This is a genomic window from Streptomyces sp. NPDC030814 (assembly GCF_055572155.1).
On sequence record NZ_JBVIDX010000015.1, the window covers coordinates 17,306 to 35,607 of the forward strand.

General features: G+C 71.3%; 14 protein-coding genes. 9 read left to right on the forward strand and 5 right to left on the reverse strand.

The window, feature by feature from the left end:
* Window positions 1–162 precede the first annotated feature (162 nt).
* Window positions 163–426 (reverse strand): WhiB family transcriptional regulator, encoded by a 264-nt coding sequence (locus ACZ43N_RS27640; protein WP_003975777.1) that lies wholly within the window; start codon window positions 424–426, stop codon window positions 163–165.
* Between the two features lie 670 nt (window positions 427–1,096).
* On the opposite strand from ACZ43N_RS27640, the gene ACZ43N_RS27645 reads away from it, so the two are divergent.
* The 4 genes from ACZ43N_RS27645 to ACZ43N_RS27660 all read left to right on the forward strand — a co-directional run bounded on the left by ACZ43N_RS27645 (window position 1,097) and on the right by ACZ43N_RS27660 (window position 5,073).
* Window positions 1,097–1,594: a cysteine dioxygenase gene (locus ACZ43N_RS27645; RefSeq protein ID WP_468101246.1), complete on the forward strand. Its 498-nt coding sequence runs from the start codon at window positions 1,097–1,099 to the stop codon at window positions 1,592–1,594.
* Between the two features lie 132 nt (window positions 1,595–1,726).
* The gene (cofD, locus tag ACZ43N_RS27650; protein ID WP_468101247.1) at window positions 1,727–2,686 is read left to right on the forward strand and encodes a 2-phospho-L-lactate transferase; all 960 of its coding nucleotides are present in this window, start codon (window positions 1,727–1,729) and stop codon (window positions 2,684–2,686) included.
* Window positions 2,683–4,011, forward strand: coding sequence for a coenzyme F420-0:L-glutamate ligase (locus ACZ43N_RS27655; protein ID WP_468101249.1), 1,329 nt, complete (start codon window positions 2,683–2,685; stop codon window positions 4,009–4,011). Before cofD ends, ACZ43N_RS27655 begins: the two co-directional genes overlap by 4 nt.
* A gap of 60 nt (window positions 4,012–4,071) precedes the next feature.
* A complete protein-coding gene (locus tag ACZ43N_RS27660) occupies window positions 4,072–5,073 on the forward strand; it encodes a DNA-3-methyladenine glycosylase family protein (RefSeq protein ID WP_468101251.1) in 1,002 nt (333 codons plus the stop codon).
* Window positions 5,074–5,315: 242 nt separating this feature from the next.
* Here ACZ43N_RS27660 and manB read toward each other — a convergent pair whose 3' ends face one another.
* Window positions 5,316–6,398, reverse strand: a complete 1,083-nt coding sequence (gene manB, locus ACZ43N_RS27665; protein WP_468101253.1) for a mannose-1-phosphate guanylyltransferase — start codon at window positions 6,396–6,398, stop codon at window positions 5,316–5,318.
* 260 nt (window positions 6,399–6,658) lie between these two features.
* Entirely contained in the window at window positions 6,659–8,125 is a 1,467-nt protein-coding gene (locus tag ACZ43N_RS27670) for a peptidoglycan recognition protein family protein (protein ID WP_468101501.1), read from the reverse strand.
* Window positions 8,126–8,268: 143 nt separating this feature from the next.
* On the opposite strand from ACZ43N_RS27670, the gene ACZ43N_RS27675 reads away from it, so the two are divergent.
* From ACZ43N_RS27675 to ACZ43N_RS27690, 4 genes are all read left to right on the forward strand, one after another.
* Window positions 8,269–9,024 (forward strand): TIGR03089 family protein, encoded by a 756-nt coding sequence (locus ACZ43N_RS27675; protein ID WP_468101255.1) that lies wholly within the window; start codon window positions 8,269–8,271, stop codon window positions 9,022–9,024.
* 541 nt (window positions 9,025–9,565) lie between these two features.
* On the forward strand, window positions 9,566–10,762 hold the full coding sequence (locus ACZ43N_RS27680; RefSeq protein WP_468101257.1) for an LCP family protein: 1,197 nt from the start codon (window positions 9,566–9,568) through the stop codon (window positions 10,760–10,762).
* A 245-nt stretch (window positions 10,763–11,007) separates the two neighbouring features.
* On the forward strand, window positions 11,008–12,750 hold the full coding sequence (locus ACZ43N_RS27685) for an LCP family protein (protein WP_468101258.1): 1,743 nt from the start codon (window positions 11,008–11,010) through the stop codon (window positions 12,748–12,750).
* A gap of 324 nt (window positions 12,751–13,074) precedes the next feature.
* Complete coding sequence (locus ACZ43N_RS27690; RefSeq protein ID WP_468101260.1) at window positions 13,075–14,748, forward strand: LCP family protein; 1,674 nt, start codon at window positions 13,075–13,077, stop codon at window positions 14,746–14,748.
* Between the two features lie 102 nt (window positions 14,749–14,850).
* On the opposite strand, the gene ACZ43N_RS27695 is transcribed toward ACZ43N_RS27690, so the two are convergent.
* Entirely contained in the window at window positions 14,851–15,879 is a 1,029-nt protein-coding gene (locus ACZ43N_RS27695; protein WP_468101261.1) for a glycosyltransferase family 2 protein, read from the reverse strand.
* A 99-nt stretch (window positions 15,880–15,978) separates the two neighbouring features.
* On the opposite strand from ACZ43N_RS27695, the gene ACZ43N_RS27700 reads away from it, so the two are divergent.
* Entirely contained in the window at window positions 15,979–17,454 is a 1,476-nt protein-coding gene (locus tag ACZ43N_RS27700) for an LCP family protein (protein ID WP_468101262.1), read from the forward strand.
* Window positions 17,455–17,497: 43 nt separating this feature from the next.
* Here ACZ43N_RS27700 and ACZ43N_RS27705 read toward each other — a convergent pair whose 3' ends face one another.
* The gene (locus ACZ43N_RS27705) at window positions 17,498–18,046 is read right to left on the reverse strand and encodes an acyl-CoA thioesterase (protein WP_468101264.1); all 549 of its coding nucleotides are present in this window, start codon (window positions 18,044–18,046) and stop codon (window positions 17,498–17,500) included.
* Window positions 18,047–18,302 lie beyond the last annotated feature (256 nt).

The window sequence follows — 18,302 nt, forward strand, 5'->3', positions numbered from 1 at the left end:
GGGGTGGTGGTCGGGAGACGGGCGGCACGGCGGCCCGCCGCCTGTGGACAAGCCACCTGCGACGGGCCGTTGGTCACCCGGTTCCGCTGGGACGTGCTTCGGACTGCCGGCTTCCTGAGTGGTGTCGTGCGTGGGCGTGCGTTCAGCGAGGGCTGCGCGCGCTCAGACGGCGGCCTTCTTCAGGCGGCGCCGTTCACGCTCGGACAGGCCGCCCCAGATGCCGAAGCGCTCGTCGTTGGCGAGGGCGTATTCGAGGCACTCGGAGCGGACTTCACAGGCGAGACAGACCTTCTTGGCCTCTCGGGTCGAGCCGCCCTTCTCGGGGAAGAAGGACTCGGGGTCGGTCTGAGCGCACAGTGCGCGCTCCTGCCAGCCGAGTTCCTCGTCCGCGTCGTCGACCAGCAGTTGCTGCACGAGCTCGGTCATGTGCGCCCCTCGTCCGTCTTTCGCGTCCCCGTCGTGCGGCCGTTACCGATTCCGGCTGAACGACACGAGTGAAATTACAAGTGTGCTGCTACGGGCGAGTCAAGCCGAGATCTGCTATTGGGCCCCTTATTCACTCTGCGGAACCAAGGCTATGCGGAAAGTGTTCAAATCGGCATAAACCTGACAGCAGCCTGGCGGTGGGCGGAAGTCCCGTACGGTCTCCCCTCCTTACGAGGGAAGACGTCCAGGAGTTCGATCTCGTTCCGGTCCGTTCGCGCTCACCCGTAGCGGGTTGTGCGCCATGTGTCCCCGACTTCCCCTGCACAAACCTTTCACCGGGGTGATGCACCGGAAGAGGTGAAGGGGCATCCACATAACGGACGTGAAGTTGACAGCAGAGGTGTGAACCGCTGTCCTAGTGGGCATGCTCGCGAACTCGGCACTCACCCCGACCCGCTCCGCCGGGTCCCTCGGTGCTGCCCGCGCTCGCTGTAGCTGTTGCTGTCCCAGCTGTTGAGCCCAACGCGCTCCGGCTGCCACTGAGCCCATCGCGGCTCGGCTGCTGTTCCCCTCCGCCCGCACCCGGGCATCCGCCCCGCCCGTGACCCGGGCCGACGGCACACGACACCCAGCCATCCCCCGCACTCCCCGCCGAGGACCACCTCACCCCATGAACAGCGACAGCGACCTCCAGATCGCCGGCGACATCCTCGAAGTCCCGCACCTGCTCCGGGCTCCGCGCCCGCACCCGGTCACCGTGGCCGAGTTCGCCGGACTGGCCCGTTCCATCGCCGAGGACCGCGCCCAGTGGGAGCACCTCGTCGAGTACGACGCGACGACGCGCTGGTACCACCGGCTGCGCACCGGCCCCGGGTACGAGGTGTGGCTGCTGTCCTGGGTGCCGGGCCAGGGCAGCGGGCTGCACGACCACGGAGGCTCATCGGGCGTGCTCACCGTCCTGGACGGCACGCTGACCGAGCGCACCGACAGCGGGACGCGGGCGCTGGACGCCGGCGCGCAGCGGGTGTTCGCGCCGGGCTATGTGCACGAGGTCGTCAACGACACGCTGGAACCGGCCATAAGCCTGCATGTCTACTACCCGGGCCTGACGGACATGCCGATGCACACCAGGGCCTGCGTCACGGACACGGCGGCCGTCACGGCCTGACGCCGGGACGCGGTGGCCGCCGGGCCGATGCGTTCCCCCTGACGCCGGGCCCCGGTCACGTCGGCCGAAACCGTTCGTGGTCGGGGGCGGGCGGGCGGCCCGTTGTCGTACCCGCCTGCGAGACTGGCTCCCATGCGCATTGTGGTTCTGGCGGGTGGCATCGGCGGTGCCCGGTTCCTGCGTGGCCTGAAGCGGGCCGCGCCGGAGGCCGACATCACGGTCATCGGCAACACCGGGGACGACATCCACCTCTTCGGCCTGAAGGTCTGCCCGGACCTCGACACGGTGATGTACACGCTCGGCGGCGGCATCAACGAGGAGCAGGGCTGGGGCCGGGCCGACGAGACCTTCCATCTGAAGGAGGAGCTCGCGGCGTACGGCGTCGGACCGGAGTGGTTCGGCCTCGGCGACCGGGACTTCGCCACGCACATCGTGCGGACGCAGATGATCGGCGCCGGATACCCGCTGAGCGCGGTCACCGAGGCGCTGTGCGACCGGTGGAAGCCGGGTGTACGGCTCATCCCCATGACCGACGACCGGGTCGAGACGCATGTAGCCGTCGACCTCGACGGCGAGCGCAAGGCCGTCCACTTCCAGGAGTACTGGGTGCGGCTGCGTGCCTCCGTGCCGGCCGAGGCGATCGTGCCGGTCGGCGCCGAGCAGGCGAAGCCCGCGCCCGGGGTGCTGGAGGCCATCGCGGAGGCGGACGTGATCCTCTTCCCGCCGTCCAACCCCGTCGTCTCCGTCGGCACCATCCTCGCCGTGCCCGGCATCAGGGAGGCGATCGCCGAGGCCGGGGTGCCCGTCGTCGGGCTCTCCCCCATCGTCGGCGACGCACCCGTACGGGGCATGGCCGACAAGGTCCTCGCCGCCGTCGGAGTCGAGTCCACCGCCGCCGCCGTCGCCGAGCACTACGGCTCCGGGCTGCTCGACGGCTGGCTCGTCGACACCGTCGACGCGGGCACCGTCGAGCGCGTCGAGGCCGCGGGCATCCGCTGCCGGGCGGTGCCCCTGATGATGACCGACCTGGACGCCACCGCGGCCATGGCCGGTGCGGCGCTGGCGCTCGCGCAGGAGGTGCGGGGCGCGTGAGCGAGGAGACCGCGAGAGAGGTGTCGTCGGCCGCCGGGTACCGGGTGTGGGCCGTGGCCGGCATTCCCGAGGTACAGCAGGGGGACGACCTCGCCAAGCTGATCGCCGCGGCCGAGCCGGGGCTGCGCGACGGGGACGTGCTGCTCGTCACCTCGAAGATCGTGTCCAAGGCCGAGGGGCGGAGGATCGAGGCGGCCGACCGGGAGGCCGCGATCGACGCCGAGACCGTCCGGGTCGTGGCCCGGCGCGGTGCCCTGCGGATCGTGGAGAACCGACAGGGCCTGGTGATGGCCGCCGCCGGGGTCGACGCCTCCAACACACCCGCCGGGACCGTACTGCTGCTGCCCGAGGACCCCGACGCCTCCGCGCGTGCCGTGCGGGAGGGGCTCAGGGACGCGCTCGGGGTCGACGTCGGGGTCGTGGTCACCGACACCTTCGGCCGGCCCTGGCGCAGCGGACTCACCGACGTCGCCATCGGCGCGGCCGGGGTGCGGGTCCTCGACGACCTGCGCGGCGGCACGGACGCGCACGGCAATGCGCTCGGTGCGACCGTCGTCGCCACCGCCGACGAGCTGGCCGCCGCCGGTGACCTGGTGAAGGGCAAGGCCGCCGGGCTGCCGGTGGCCATCGTGCGGGGCCTCGCGCATATCGTCGCCGAGGATGGCGGCGAGGGCACGAAGGCCCTGGTCAGGGGCGCCCGCGACGACATGTTCCGGCTGGGGACGTCCGAGGCCGTACGGCTCGCGGTGACCCAGCGGCGTACCGTACGGGCGTTCACCGACGAGCCGGTCGACCCCGGTGCGGTACGGCGTGCCGTGGCCGCCGCCGTCACCGCGCCGGCACCGCACCACACGACTCCGTGGCGGTTCGTGCTGCTGGAGTCCGAGGAGTCGCGGGTGCGGCTGCTCGACGCGATGCGGGACGCGTGGATCGCGGATCTGCGGCGGGACGGCAAGAGCGAGGAGTCCATCGCGAAGCGGGTGCGGCGGGGGAATGTGCTGCGCAACGCGCCGTACCTGGTCGTGCCGTGTCTGGTGACGGACGGCTCGCACACCTACGGGGACGAACGGCGCGACGGCGCCGAGCGGGAGATGTTCGTCGTCGCCGCCGGAGCCGGGGTGCAGAACTTGCTGGTCGCGCTGGCCGGGGAGCGGCTCGGGTCCGCATGGGTGTCCTCGACGATGTTCTGCCGGGATGTCGTACGGGAGGTGCTGGGGCTGCCCGGGGGATGGGACCCGATGGGGGCCGTGGCCGTCGGGCACCCGGCGGCGGAGCCGCCGGCTCGGGCGGAGCGGGACGCGGGGGCGTTCATCGAGGTGCGGTGACCCGGAGAACCTTGGCCTCCTATGCTCGTAGGGCTCCCCATAGCTTCCTAGGACCTCATCGTGGCTGGACGTTTCTCCCCCCGGCCCACTCGTACGACTGTGCGGGGTGGGCATGTCGTGGTGCCCGGTGGGGTGCCCCGGCCGGCGACCGCGCCAGGGCTTCGGCGGACCTGGACGCCTGAGGGGCCGTTCGATCTGGGGCTGGTGCTCGGGCCGCTCAAACGGGGGCCCGGCGATCCGGCGTTCCGGGCGACCGCCGACGGGGCCGTGTGGCGGGTCTGCCGTACGCCGGCCGGGGCCGGGACCCTGCGGGTCGCCGTGCGCGGCGGGGTCGTCGAGGCGGAGGCCTGGGGCCCCGGGCGCGAGTGGCTGCTCGACCGGCTGCCGCCGCTGCTGGGGGCGTTGGACGAGCCCGACGCGTTCGTGCCCCGGCATCGGATCGTGGCGGCGACCTGGCGGCGGCGCGCGGGGCTGCGGCTGACACGGACCGGGCTGGTGATGGAGTCGCTGATCCCGTCGATCCTGGAGCAGAAGGTCACGACGGACGAGGCGTACCGGGCGTGGCGGCTGCTCGTGCGGAAGTACGGGGAGCCGGCCCCGGGGCCCGCTCCGGCGGGCATGGCCGTGATGCCGACGGCCCGGGAGTGGGCGTTGATCCCGTCCTGGGAGTGGCATCGCGCCGGGGTCGACAACAAGCGGGCGTCGACGATTCTGCGGGCGGTCCGGGTGGCGGGGCGGCTGGAGGAGGCCGTCGGGATGTCGCCGGAGGACGCGCGGGCGCGGTTGGAGCTGGTGCCGGGGATCGGACCGTGGACTTCGGCGGAGACGGTGCAGCGCAGCCACGGGGCGGCGGACGCGGTGACCACGGGGGATCTGCATCTGCCGGGGATCGTGGGGTACGCGCTGGCGGGGGACCGGGACGCGGACGATTCCGTGATGCTGTCGCTGCTGGAGCCGTATGCGGGGCAACGGCACCGGGCGGCTCGGTTCATTCTGCTGTCGGGGCGGGTGCCGGGGCGGCGGACGCCGAAGATGCCTCGGTGGGACATCGGGCGCCTGTGAGGTCGGGGGTGCGGGTGCGTACGGCGGGTGCGGGTGGGTGGGGGTTGTTCGCGCCCACGCGGCGGAGCCGCATGTGTCACCGCCCCGCGCCCCTGAAAAGCGGTCGGGGCTGTGCCCCGTGCTTTTCAGGATGAAGGGCGGGCCGCAGGCCCGACCCCTTCAGGGGCGCGGGGAACTGCGCGAGGAACCACGACGGACCCGCACCCGCCAGAACCACCCGCACCCCCGAGGCATGAGGCGCCCTACTCGTCCGGTGAGAAGCGGAGCGCCCCCGTGGGGATCCGGGCGTCGCACCAGACCCGCACCCCCGTGCGGAGTTCGTTGTCCGCGCCGATGACCGCGCCGTCGCCGACGACCGTGCCCGTCAGGACGGAGCGTTCGCCTATGCGGGCGCGGGCGCCGATCAGGGAGTCGGTGATGACAGCGCCGGGTTCGACGACGGCGCCGGCGAGAACCGTGCTGCCGGAGACCCGCGCGCCCTCGCCCACGAACGCGCCCTCGCCGACGACGGTGCCGCCGGTGAGCTTGGCGTCGCCGGCCACCCGGGCGGTGGGGAGCACGAGACGGTCGCCGCAGCGGCCGGGCACCGCGGGGGACGGTGCGCGTCCGAGGACGAGGTCCGCCGAGCCCCGGACGAAGGCCGCGGGGGTGCCGAGGTCCAGCCAGTAGGTGGAGTCGACCATGCCCTGGAGGTGGGCACCCGCCGCCAGCAGGTCCGGGAACGTCTCCCGCTCCACCGAGACCGGGCGGCCCGCCGGGATCGTGTCGATGACCGAGCGGCGGAAGACGTACGCGCCCGCGTTGATCTGGTCGGTGATGATCTCCTCGGGCGTCTGTGGCTTCTCCAGGAAGGCGAGGACGCGGCCCGTTTCGTCGGTGGGGACCAGGCCGTAGGCGCGCGGGTCGGTCACCTGGGTCAGATGGAGCGAGATGTCCGCGCCGGTCGTCCGGTGGGTGCTGACCAGGCGGCGGATGTCCAGGCCGGTGAGGATGTCGCCGTTGAAGACGAGGACGGGGTCCTCGGGGGCGGAGTGGAGGTGCGCGGCCGCGTTGCGGATGGCGCCGCCCGTGCCGAGAGGCTCCTCCTCGGTGACGTACTCGAGGTGGAGGCCGAGGGCGGAGCCGTCGCCGAAGTGGGGTTCGAAGACCTCGGCCAGATACGAGGTGGCGAGGACGATGTGGTCGACGCCCGCCGCTCTCGCCCGCGCCAATTGGTGTGTGAGGAAGGGGACTCCGGCCGCCGGGAGCATGGGCTTCGGAGTGTGCACCGTGAGCGGACGCAGTCGGGTGCCTCTGCCGCCGACCAGGAGGATCGCTTCTGTCACCTGTCGTCTCTGCTTCCTGCCGGGACCGGCCGAACTGTCTTTCGGCCGGCCAGTGTATGCAGACCGTTCGATGGCGCCTTCGTGGTCGTGCGCAACCCCGCCTCGCTGCCGCTTCGCAGCTCGGCGGGGCCGTTGGGCCGAGGGCACGGTGGGTGTGCCCTCGGCCTTGCTGTGGTGCCGTGCGGTGGCCCCGGCCGGCTCCCCGGTTTCCGGCCCGGGGGTGTTCCATCCCCGGGTTCCCCCTTCAACCTGCCGCCGTGCTACCGCCCTTGGTAGCGGGCCGCCTGCGACCGGACCGAACCGAGCTTTCCGTAAAGGCGCCCCCCCGGGCAGTCGGTCGCGAACCCGTCACGGTGGCCGGAGATCACATGCAGTCGTACCTTCTTACCTTTTGCGTAGAGATTGCCACCTCCGGACGTGAGGTGTGTCGTGCCCTTGGGGTTCGCCCGGTAAAGACCGAGTTTCCACGCGGTGAGTTGCGCGATCCCCTTCACCGCCGCTCCGGGCGGGTAGGTGGAGCCGAAACTGCCGATGACCGCGATCCCCATGCTGTTCGTGTTGAATCCGAGGGTGTGGGCGCCCATGACGGGCTTCGCGACGCCACCCGCGCGCCCCTCGTAGATGTTTCCGCACTTGTCGACGAGGAAGTTGTAGCCGATGTCCCGCCAGCCGCTGCTCACCACGTGGTAGCGGTAGATACTGCGAATGACGGAAGCCGCCTCGTTGCAGCTGTAGTTGTTGCCCGAGGCCGTGTGGTGCACGAACGCCGCCTTGACGCGCTTGGTGTAGAGGAAGTCGCGCTCGCGAAGCTTCTCGTCGGCGCCCCAGCCGCGGCGCGTGACGATGCGCGGACGCGGCCCGATGTAGGGCTTCGTACCAGGCTCCAGGGAGGCCAGTCCGGCCTCCGTCGCCCTGCGCGACAACGCCGGGATCACGGTGGCGCCCAAAGGTGTGAGATCGGCGTTGACGGCGGAGGAGGCGGCCGACTCGACGGTCAGCGTGCCGAGCCGCGCGGTGTCCATGCCGACGGGCGGGGGGGCGGCGGGAGGTCCGGCCGCGGGGACGGCCCCCTGCGCCGTCATGGCCTCCGGGACACCGGGGCCGGGGTCGACCAGTTCCAGACGTAGCCCGTCCGGGAGCATCTGGACGCCCGGCACGGCCGTACGACCGCTGGCCTCGGCCCGTACGCGGACCTCGATCCCGTCCGATTCGCCCACCCACAGCGGGGCGGTGGAGCCGCGCACCCGGCTGGAGGTGCGCTCGGCGGTGTCCGGGTCGGCGGCGTGCTCGTGGTTGTGCGTCTCGACGTCCTGCCAGCCGGACCACCGGGCGGTGCCCCGTGCCCGCGTACGGACCTGGACGCGGCCCTGCAGTTCGGTGTCCGGGTCGTCCCATACGACGCCGACCAGGGAGAACGATCGTACGTCCCGTCGCCGGAGGCCCTGTTCGGCGGCGTTCGCGCCGAAGCCGCGGTCCCTCGCGCGCGGAACCAGGGGGAGCGACTGGGTGGTGCCGGACGGCGATGCGGTCGCCGGGTCGACGGCCGGGGTCCCGACCGAGGCGGCTCGTGCGGAGGTCGCGGACATGTCGGAGGCGGACGGGCTGTCGAGGGCCGGGGTCGCGGCGGCCGCCGGCAGTGCGGCCGGGAGGGCGAGGACCGCAGCGCAGGTGACGCCGATCGAGGAAGCGAGAAAACGAGAGCTACGCATGCGTCCGATCTTGGACATAGTCATACATATCTGTCCATCGCGGAACTGACGGACCGTCGGCTCCGCTCCGCCGAACCGGTGGGTGGCGCTGCGCCGAACCGGTGGCCCCTCCGGTTCGCCCCGGACTCGCCCGGCGCCCGGCCCCGCGTACGCTTACGCGCGTGAACGCCACCGACCGCACCCCTGCCGACCTGCTGCGATCCGCGCTCGCCGCGGACCCCGCGCGCCCCCTGGTGACCTTCTACGACGACGCCACGGGCGAACGCGTCGAATTGTCCGTGGCCACCTTCGCCAATTGGGTGGCCAAGACGGCGAATCTGCTCCAGGGCGACCTGGCCGCGCAGCCGGGTGACCGGCTCGCACTGCTGCTGCCGGCGCACTGGCAGACGGCGGTGTGGCTGCTGGCGTGTTCGTCGGTGGGGGTCGTCGCCGATGTCGCCGGGGAGCCGGGTGAGGCCGACCTCGTGGTGAGCGGGCCGGACACGCTGGAGAAGGCCCGGGCGTGCTCCGGGGAGCGGGTCGCTCTCGCGCTGCGGCCGCTCGGCGGGCGGTTCCCGCAGACCCCGGCGGGGTTCGTGGACTACGCCGTGGAGGTGCCGTCGCAGGGGGACCGGTTCGCGCCGTTCGTCCCGGTGGACCCCGAGGAGCCGGCGCTGATCGTGGCCGGGCGGGAGTTCAGCGGGGCGGAGGTCGTGGAGCGGGCACGGGCCGAGGCGGGCGGCATCGGGCTCACCGGGCCGGGATCCCGGCTGCTGTCCGGAGCGGGATACGACACCTGGGAGGGACTGCTGGCGGGGTTGTACGGACCGCTGGCGACCGGGGGGTCCGTGGTGCTGTGCCGGCATCTGGAGCGGTTGGGGGAGGACGCGCTGGCCAAGCGGATCGAGAGTGAGCGGGTGTCTGCCGTCTCGCGCTAGGGGGGTGTGGTGAAAGTCCAGTGCGGTGCCCGCGGTGTCCGGTGCGTGGCCTCGGCGTGCCGGACGAAGGCCCTCGTAGCGGCGCTACGTGGGTCTTTAACCGGTGCGGCGAGGGTGCGTGCCGGACACCGCGGGTGCTGTGCGGGACTTTCACCACACCCCTTAGTGCTGGGCGCCGCGGCGCGGGCGGGACTTCGCGGACACGACCTGGCAGTACCGTCCCGTCCGGCTGAGGGCCCTGGCGCGGCCGAGGGTCGCCCGTGGTCGCTCGCGCCACACGCGGCTCAGCCGCGTACGCCGCGGTCCCGCGCCCCTTCGGGCGCGGCTGCCCACCGCCCCGCAGGACGGCTCCCCACCCACACACGCCCCGCGGGAAGGCGCCGCACGCCCACCCGCCGCGCGGAACCGCGCCCTGCCTCTGACGGCCCTCGACCCCCGTCCCCCATTCGGCCTACCCCCGGCCGCCCCCTCCCCCGTCCCGCGCCATCGTCGTAGGAGCACGACTCGCTCGTACCTCGTACGCCGTGAGGGGTGGCCGGAAGTGAACGACGTCGGAGGCAGGACGGGGGCGCTCGGGCCCGGTGCGGGCGGTTCCGCCACCGGGGGCGGGCTTCTGCGCCGTCGCCGGCGACGCTGGCTGCGGTGGACGGCGGCGGGGGCGGCGGCGGTCGTGGTCGGGGGCGTGGCGGTGGGGTGGGCCGCCTACCGGAAGCTCGACGGGAACATCACCTCGGACACGAGGGCGGCGGACGAGCTGGCCCGGTTCGAGAAGGAGCGGCCGACGTCCCTGGTGCGGGACGCGCAGAACATCCTGCTGATCGGCTCGGACTCGCGCTCCGGGAGCGACAACGGCAGATACGGGCGGGACTCCGGCACCGAGAGGTCGGACACGACCATCCTGTTGCATCTGGCGGCCGACCGGAGCAGCGCGACGGCGGTGTCGCTGCCGAGGGACCTGATGGTGGACGTGCCCGGGTGCCGGAGGGCGGACGGCACCCGGACGAAGCCGACGTTCGCGATGTTCAACTACGCCTTCCAGGTGGGCGGTTCGGCCTGCACCATCCGGACCGTCGAGAAGATGACCGACATCCGCATCGACCATCACGTCGTCGTGGACTTCAGTGGCTTCAAGGCGATGGTCGACGCCGTGGACGGGGTCGAGGTGTGCATCGAGGCCCCCATCCGCGACAAGGCAGCAAAGCTCCGGCTGCCCGCGGGCCGGGTGAAACTCAACGGCGAGCAGGCACTGGGCTACGTGCGGGCCCGCAAGTCGCTCGGCGACGGCAGCGACACCGAACGGATGGACCGGCAGCAGCGGTTCCTGGCGGCACTGGCCGCGAAGGTGCGCAGCAACGGCGTCCTGCTGAATCCGGTGAAGCTCTATCCGGTGCTGGACGCGGCCACCTCGTCGCTCACCACCGATCCCGGCCTGGCGAGTCTGCGCGGTCTCTACGACCTCGTCCGCGGTATGCGCACCATTCCCGTGGAAAAGGTGCAATTCCTGACTGTTCCGAGGAAGTCGTATGCCCAGAACGCCAATCGTGACGAACTCGTCGAGCCGGCCGCGCACCGGCTTTTCGCCCGGTTGCGTTCCGACGCACCCGTGGCCGTGGCCCGGGAACTCCCGGAAGGAGCTCCCGAAGGCCATGCGGAAGAGACGTCGGGCGGGTCTTCTCCCACCCCGGATCCGATGCCCACATTCCGCGGTCGCACGGCCGCCGAAGAGGCCTGCGAGTGACCGGATCGGACCCCCGCAGGTAAAACGCACGTCAACACGAGGAACAAATGCTCTAGGAAATGGGCAGATTGCCCGCTTGTAGGGGCGTGCAATTTGTCACCGCCGTCGCTCAGCGCCTGATCGGGCGGCTAGTGTGAGCGATCCGGTGTGTCAGGCCTTCCCGGTCACGCACCACTTGCAGCGAGACCCGAGCGTCTTTTGAGGGGGAAGACGCCGCGTGGCCCCGACGGAGGAATCAGACAACCGTGGACGCGCAAGGCCGTGGGCGGGCGGAAGACATCGATCCCGCAGACCAGTGGGTACTCAACCCGAGCACCGGTGAATACGAACTGCGACTGACCCCTTCCGCACCGCAGTCAGGCGTACCCAGGCCCCGCCGGGCCACGCCCGCGGGGGTGGGGACCAGAGCGGCCCGCACCACCGCACGATCGGCGGCTCCGGACACCCGGGAGATTCCCGAGGTGGTCCCGGGGCCGCGGCGTCGACGGGGCGCGCCGGAGGAGGAGCCGCTGCCCGGCCGTCGCGGCGGCCGGAGCAAGACGAAGCCCAAGAAGTCCACGGGCAAGCGGATATTGGTGTGGACGGGCGGCACCCTCGCCTTCCTGCTGGTCGGCGTGAGCTCCGCGGCCTACCTGTACTACCAGCACCTGAACGACAACATCACCTCCATCTCCGACGACGGCGCCGGCACCGGCGGCTTCAGCAAGGACCGGGCGATCAACCTGCTGGTGATCGGCACGGACAAGCGCACCGGCAAGGGCAACGGGTCGTACGGCGACAAGGAGAGCGTCGGCCACGCCGACACCACGATCCTGCTGCACGTCTCCAAGGACCGGACGAACGCGACCGCGATGAGCATTCCGCGGGACATGATCGTGGACATCCCGGACTGCGAGACGACGCAGGAGGACGGCTCCAAGGAGATCATCCGCGGTACCTCCGACGTCCGGTTCAACACGAGCCTCGGCCAGGACGGCCGGACCCCGAGCTGCACGATGCGGACCGTGACGGAACTCACCGGGATCGTTCCCGACCACTTCATGGTCGCCGACTTCAACGCGGTGAAGACGCTCTCCACGGCGATCGGCGGCGTCGAGGTCTGCCTCGCCAAGCCCATCAAGGACTCCAAGTCCAAGCTGGACCTCTCCGAGGGCAAGCACACCATCCAGGGCGAGCAGGCACTGTCGTTCCTGCGCACCCGCTACAGCGTGGGCTTCGGCAGCGACCTGGACCGGATCAAGCTCCAGCAGCAGTTCCTCAGCTCGATGATCCGCCAGATGAAGTCCGAGGACACCCTCACCGACCCGGGCAAGGTCATCGACCTGGCGGAGGCGGCCACCAAGGCCCTCTCCGTCGACGACAAGATCGCCGACATCAAGAAGCTGGCCTCGCTCGGCCAGGAGGTCGGCAAGGTGAACACGAAGAACATCACCTTCACCACGGTCCCGGTGGTCGACAACACCGACCGCGCGACCGTGCTGCCCATGCCCGGCAAGGCGGAGCAGCTGTTCGAGACCATCCGCGACGACGTCTCGCTCAGCGACGTGAAGAAGAAGGAGAAGGAGAAGCAGGCCGCGAAGCTCAAGGGCAAGCGCGCCGATGCCTCCGAGGTCCGGGTCAACGTCTACAACGGCGGTGCCGAGGCCGGCAGCGCACAGGCCACTCTCAACTGGCTGCAGAACGATGTCGGTGTGACGAAGTCCAGCCAACTCGGCAACGCGGGCAAGACGTTGTCGAAGACGACCCTCGAGTACGACCCGGACCAGGCCGACCAGGCGCGCAAGCTGGCCGACCTCATGGGTCTGTCCGCGTCCGCGCTCAAGCCCGGCGAGGGCAACAGCGAGACCAACTCCCAGGGGCTGCCTGCGATGGTGCTGACCCTGGGCAAGGACTTCAAGGGCGCCGGGGTGAAGATCAGCGGTTCGACGTCGGCGGCGGACCTCGACGTCGAGAAGAACACGGCGGACAAGGAAAAGTGCGCCGGCTGATGACCTGACGGGGTCTTCTCGCGTCTATCAGGACGCAACACGAAGTACAGACGCCGGGCGGGCGCGAGGGTGCGCCCGCCCGGTGGGCTCCGGTGGTCATGCGGCGGCACCCGCCGCCGTAGCGACCCATGTGCGCGTCCACGTCCGATGTTCGACCGGGCGCACAGACGCGGTAACGGTCGTACTCACGGGTGGCCGATGTCATCCGGGCAGGGCGCAGTACGCGTTCAGGAGAGCATGCGTACATCCCAGTTGGGGTCTCGGAAGTCCAACAGGAGGCGGGGTCGGCCCCGTCGGCACAGCAGGGTGGGGAGGGGCAGGGAGATGGTACGGAGCGACGTGCGCGGGGACGGGGGGCAGCCGCGCGTCGAGGAACCCGGCGAGCGGGGCGGTGGCCTCGGATCGCCGGACGGCTCGTCCGGCGACGACGGGAGCGCCAGAGTCCCGGAACAGCGCGGACACGGCGGCGGCCGTCGGGGCGGCGCCGCAGGGCGCAGGCGGGCCGACGCTGCCGCGCCACGCCGGCGCAGACGGGTACTGCGCTGGTCGGCGACGGTGCTGACGGTGGTGATACTCGGCACCTCAGGGGCCGGCTACCTCTACTACCGGCATCTGAACAGCAACATCAAGAAGGAGAAGCTGAACCTCGGCGACACGAAGATCGCCGAGCCCACCCCCAACGCGGCCGGCCAGACCCCGCTGAACATCCTGCTCATCGGCTCCGACGCGCGGGACACCGAGGAGAACCAGAAGCTCGGCGGCGCCCGGGAGACCTTCGGCGGCACTCCGCTCGCCGACGTCCAGATGCTGCTGCACCTGTCCGCCGACCGCAGCAACATGTCGGTCATCAGCATGCCCCGCGACACCCTCCTCGACATCCCCAAGTGCACCGACCCGGACGACGGCAAGGTGTACGGGGCGACCAGCCGGACGATGACCAACGAGTCCCTGGGCCGCGGCGGCCCCGGTTGCACGGTCGCGACCTGGCAGGAGCTGACCGGCATCCACATCGACCACTTCATGATGGTCGACTTCGCCGGTGTGGTCTCCATGGCCGACGCGATCGGCGGCGTGCCGGTGTGCGTCACCGACAACATCGAGTCCCGGGACGGACAGGGGCACGGCTCCGGCCTGAAGCTGGAGAAGGGCACCACGTACATCCAGGGCAAGCAGGCCCTGCAGTGGCTGCGCACCCGGTACGGCTTCGAGGACGGCAGCGACATCGCGCGCGCCAAGGCGCAGCACATGTACATGAACTCGATGGTCCGCGAGCTGCGCGAGAACGCCACGATCACCAACCCGAACAAGCTGCGCAGGCTCGCCGAGGAGGCCACGGAGGCGCTCACCGTGGACGAGGGCCTCGGCGACGTGGCGAAGCTCTACGACCTCAGCAAGGAACTGCGCAAGGTCGAGCCGGCCCGGATCACCATGACGACGATGCCCTTCACCTACGTCGGCGCGCGCGTCGTGCCCAAGGAGGGCGACGCGGAGAAGCTGTTCCGGCTGGTGCGCGAGGACATCGCCCTCGACGGCAAGGACGCGAAGAAGGCCACCACCGAGGACCTGACCTCCGACGACCCGGCGGCGCCGGACGACGAGATCGGTGTGCTGGTGCAGAACGGCACCTTGACCTCAGCCCTCGGGGCGGCCCCCGGCCGCGCCCACACCGTGTCCCAGCTCCTCGTCCGGGAGGGCTTCGACAAGGCGTCGGCCGACTCGACCACCGCCACCACCGAGGACAAGACGGTCGTGCGCTATCCGAGCGCCGAGCTGGAGGGCGACGCCCAGGCGGTCGCCAAGGCGCTCGGCATCCCGCTGAGCCAGGTGGAGAAGTCCACGAACGTCAGCGGTGTCACGCTCGTCGTCGGCGCCGACTGGCGCGAGGGCGACGCGTACCAGGCCGAGAAGGAGGACGACAAGACCCCGAAGTCGGCGGACGCGCTGAACGGCGCGGACGACAAGGCCTGCATGAAGGTCAACCCGAACTTCACCTGGTAGTCCTCCTCACCTGATGGCCCGGCTGCGCCGGCTGATCCGGTGCACGTGCGTGGGGCCCCTCCCGAACCTCGGGAAGGGCCCCACGCATACGCGTGATCCGGTTCAGCTCTCGGTGAGCACGGCCGGGCGACGGGACGCGATGACCTTCTTCGCCAGCGACTTCGGACTGGTCAGGAAGCCGAAGCCCCACGACATGTGCATCGTGGCGAGGGCGAGGGGGATCTGCAGCCGCGCCTTCAGCGGCAGGCCCTTGCCCGCCGGGACCGAGCCCGCGACGATCGCCGCGAGATAACCGCCGGGGACGACGAATCCGAGCGGCGTGAGCAGCCCGCCCACCAGCAGACCGGCCGCTATCGCGCACACGGCGGTCGGCGGGGCGAGGTAGCGCAGGTTGATGGAGCCCTGGTGGTAGCGGGCCACGACATGGCGCCAGCGTCCGTAGTCCTTGTACTGCTTGGCCAGCGCCTTCACGCTGGGCCGGGGCCGGTAGGACACCTTCAGCTCCGGCGAGAACCAGATGAGGCCGCCGGCCTCCCTGATCCGGAAGTTCAGCTCCCAGTCCTGGGCGCGGATGAACTCCACGTTGTAACCGCCCTGCCGCTCCAGGGCCTCGCGCCGGAAGACACCCAGATAGACCGTCTCGGCCGGACCGGCCTGCCCGCCCGTGTGGAAGGCGGCGTTGCCCACGCCGATCTTCGAGGTCATGGCGGCGGCGACGGCGCGCTCCCAGTCGTTCTCGCCCTCGGCGTGCATGATGCCGCCGACGTTCTGCGCGCCGGTCTCCTCCAGGAGCCGTACGGCGGTGGCGATGTAGTTCGGCGAGAGCATGCCGTGGCCGTCGACGCGGACCACGATCGGGTGGCGGGATGCCTTGATCGCGGCGTTCAGCGCGGCGGGCGTACGGCCGGTGGGGTTCGGCACGGTGTGCACACGCGGGTCTTCGGCCACGAGCTGGGCCGCGATCTCGTCCGTACGGTCCGTGGACGGACCGAGGGCGATCACGACCTCCATCTCGCCGGCGTACTCCTGCGCGAGGATCGCTTGGACGGCTCCGCGCAGATGCCGCTCCTCGTTGAGGACGGGCATGATCACAGACACGGCGGGGAGCCGCACGTCGGGCTTGGCGTTCATAGGGGGCTCACGTTACCGCGAACGGGGGACAGCGACGCGCGCCGCCCGGTCGCCGATACGGGCCGCGGAGCGACTGCGCCTACGGTGCACAGCGTTCCCATGTCTCCCCCGACCGGTCACGCGGAGGTGTCCCCCGTGCCCACACCGCCCCGCCGCCCCGCACGGCCGCAGCGAGCCAGGCCCGCGGTCCGCCCCAGGAAACGGAGCTGGGCCATGCGGGCGGTGACCACGCTGTCGGTGGTGGTGCTGGCCGCCGCGGGCATCGGGCACGCGGTGGTCACCAGCCTCGACGAGAGGATCGCCCGCGTCGACCCCTTCAAGGACATGAAGAACCGCCCCGAGGCGGGCCACGGCATGAACGTCCTGCTGGTCGGCACCGACGGCCGCGACCGCATCACCGAGGAGGAGCGGCGCGCCTACCGGCTCGGCGGCGCCCCCTGCCACTGCACGGACACCATGATGATCGTCCACATCTCGGAGGACCGGGAGCGGGCCAGCGTCGTGAGCCTGCCGCGTGACTCCTACGCCGAGGCGCCCGCGCACACCGACCACACCACCGGCAAGCGCCGGCCCACCCACCCGATCAAGCTGAACGCCGCGTACGCGGAGGGCGGCCCCCAGCTCACCGTCCGCACGGTCGAGCGCATGACCAGGGTGAAGATCGACCACTACGTCGAGGTCGACTTCGCCAGCTTCATGCGGACCGTGGACGTCCTCGGCGGCGTCCGGATCTGCACCGCCCGCCCCCTGAAGGACTCCTACACCGGCCTCGACCTGCCCGCCGGCACCCACGACCTCGACGGCGGCCAGGCCCTGCAGTACGTGCGCTCCCGCCACGCCGACGGCTCCTCAGACCTGGGCCGTATGAAGCGCCAGCAGCGCTTCATGGCCGCCCTCATGGCTCAGGCGACGTCCTCCGGGGTGCTCCTCAACCCGATGAAGTTCCGCGACATCACCCGGGCCGTCCTCGGCTCGGTCCGCGCCGACAAGGAGTTCGGCACCGGCGAGCTGATCGACCTCGGCCGGGCCATGCGCGGCCTCACCCCCGCCTCCGCCGAGTTCACCACCGTCCCCATCGGCCGCATGGGCCACGTCGTCAAGGGCATCGGCTCGACCCTCCTGTGGGACGCCGCCAAGTCGCGCCGCCTCTTCAAGGCCCTCCGCGACGACCGCCCCCTCGCCCCCTACCGGGCCCGGGGCACGCGCGTCCTGGTCGAGGTGGCCCCGCAGCAGATCCGCGTCCAGGTCGAGAACGGCACGGCCGTCGCCGGCCTCGGCCGCGAGGTCGACCGCCAACTGGCCGCCACCGGCTTCCGCACCACCCGCAGTCCCCTGAACGCCCGGCGCACCGACGTCCGCCGGACGATCGTCCTCCACGACCCGCGCTGGGACCGCTCGGCCAGGTCCCTGGCGACCGCCCTGCCGGGCGCGGAGCTGCGGGAGGCCCCGGGCCAGGGACCCGTCCTGAAGGTGATCGCCGGAGCGGACTTCAAGAAGGTCCGCCGGGTACGGGCCGAGAACCCCGACCAGGGGGAGTCCGGAGTGGTGAGGGGCGACGAGGTGACCTGCCCCTGAAGGGTCCCGGCCAAGGCCCACGGGACCGTCGGCCGGGGACGCCTCAGTCCCCCAGCCCCTCCGCGATCCGCTTCTCCCGCAGCTCCAGGATCGCCTTGCGCCGGGCCAGCCGGTGCGTCCGCCGGATCTGCGCCTCCTGGTAGCGCCGCCGGTCCCGCTCCGTCTCCGGGAGCACCGGCGGCACCCGGCGCGGCTTGCCGTCGGCGTCGACCGCCGCGAACACCAGATACGCCGACCCCACCTGCTGCGGCGGCGTCGACTCGTTCCACCGCTCCGCGAGCACCCGGACACCGATCTCCATCGAGGTCCGCCCCGTCCAGTTCACCTGGGCCTTCACATGGACCAGGTCGCCCACGCGGACGGGTTCCAGGAAAGCCATCTCGTCCATGGAGGCGGTGACGGCGGGCCCACCGGAATGACGCCCTGCCACCGCGCCCGCCGCGTCGTCGACCAGCTTCATGATGACGCCGCCGTGCACCGTCCCCAGAAGGTTGGTGTCGTTGTGGGTCATGATGTGGCTCAGGGTGGTCCGGGACGCCGAGGTCGGCTTGCCGGGTATATCGGATTCCGCTGCGGGGGCCTGCTCTGTCATGGCGTCCACCTTAGGGGTCCTTTCACTATGCCCGCCCGGGCCGCATGGTCTGGCACCGCACCTCGCCGCGTTGCCGAAACGCCCACGTGGCTCCGCCACGAGGGCGCTCCGGCGCCTTGCGATGCACGGCACCGGACCACACGACCTGATCGGGCGCTCATAGTGAAAGGACCCCTTATGCGTGACCTCGTAAGGTCCGCTTTGCATCAGCTTGGCAACAGCCCCGCTGCGAAATTCCCAGGACCCTTGTACGGCC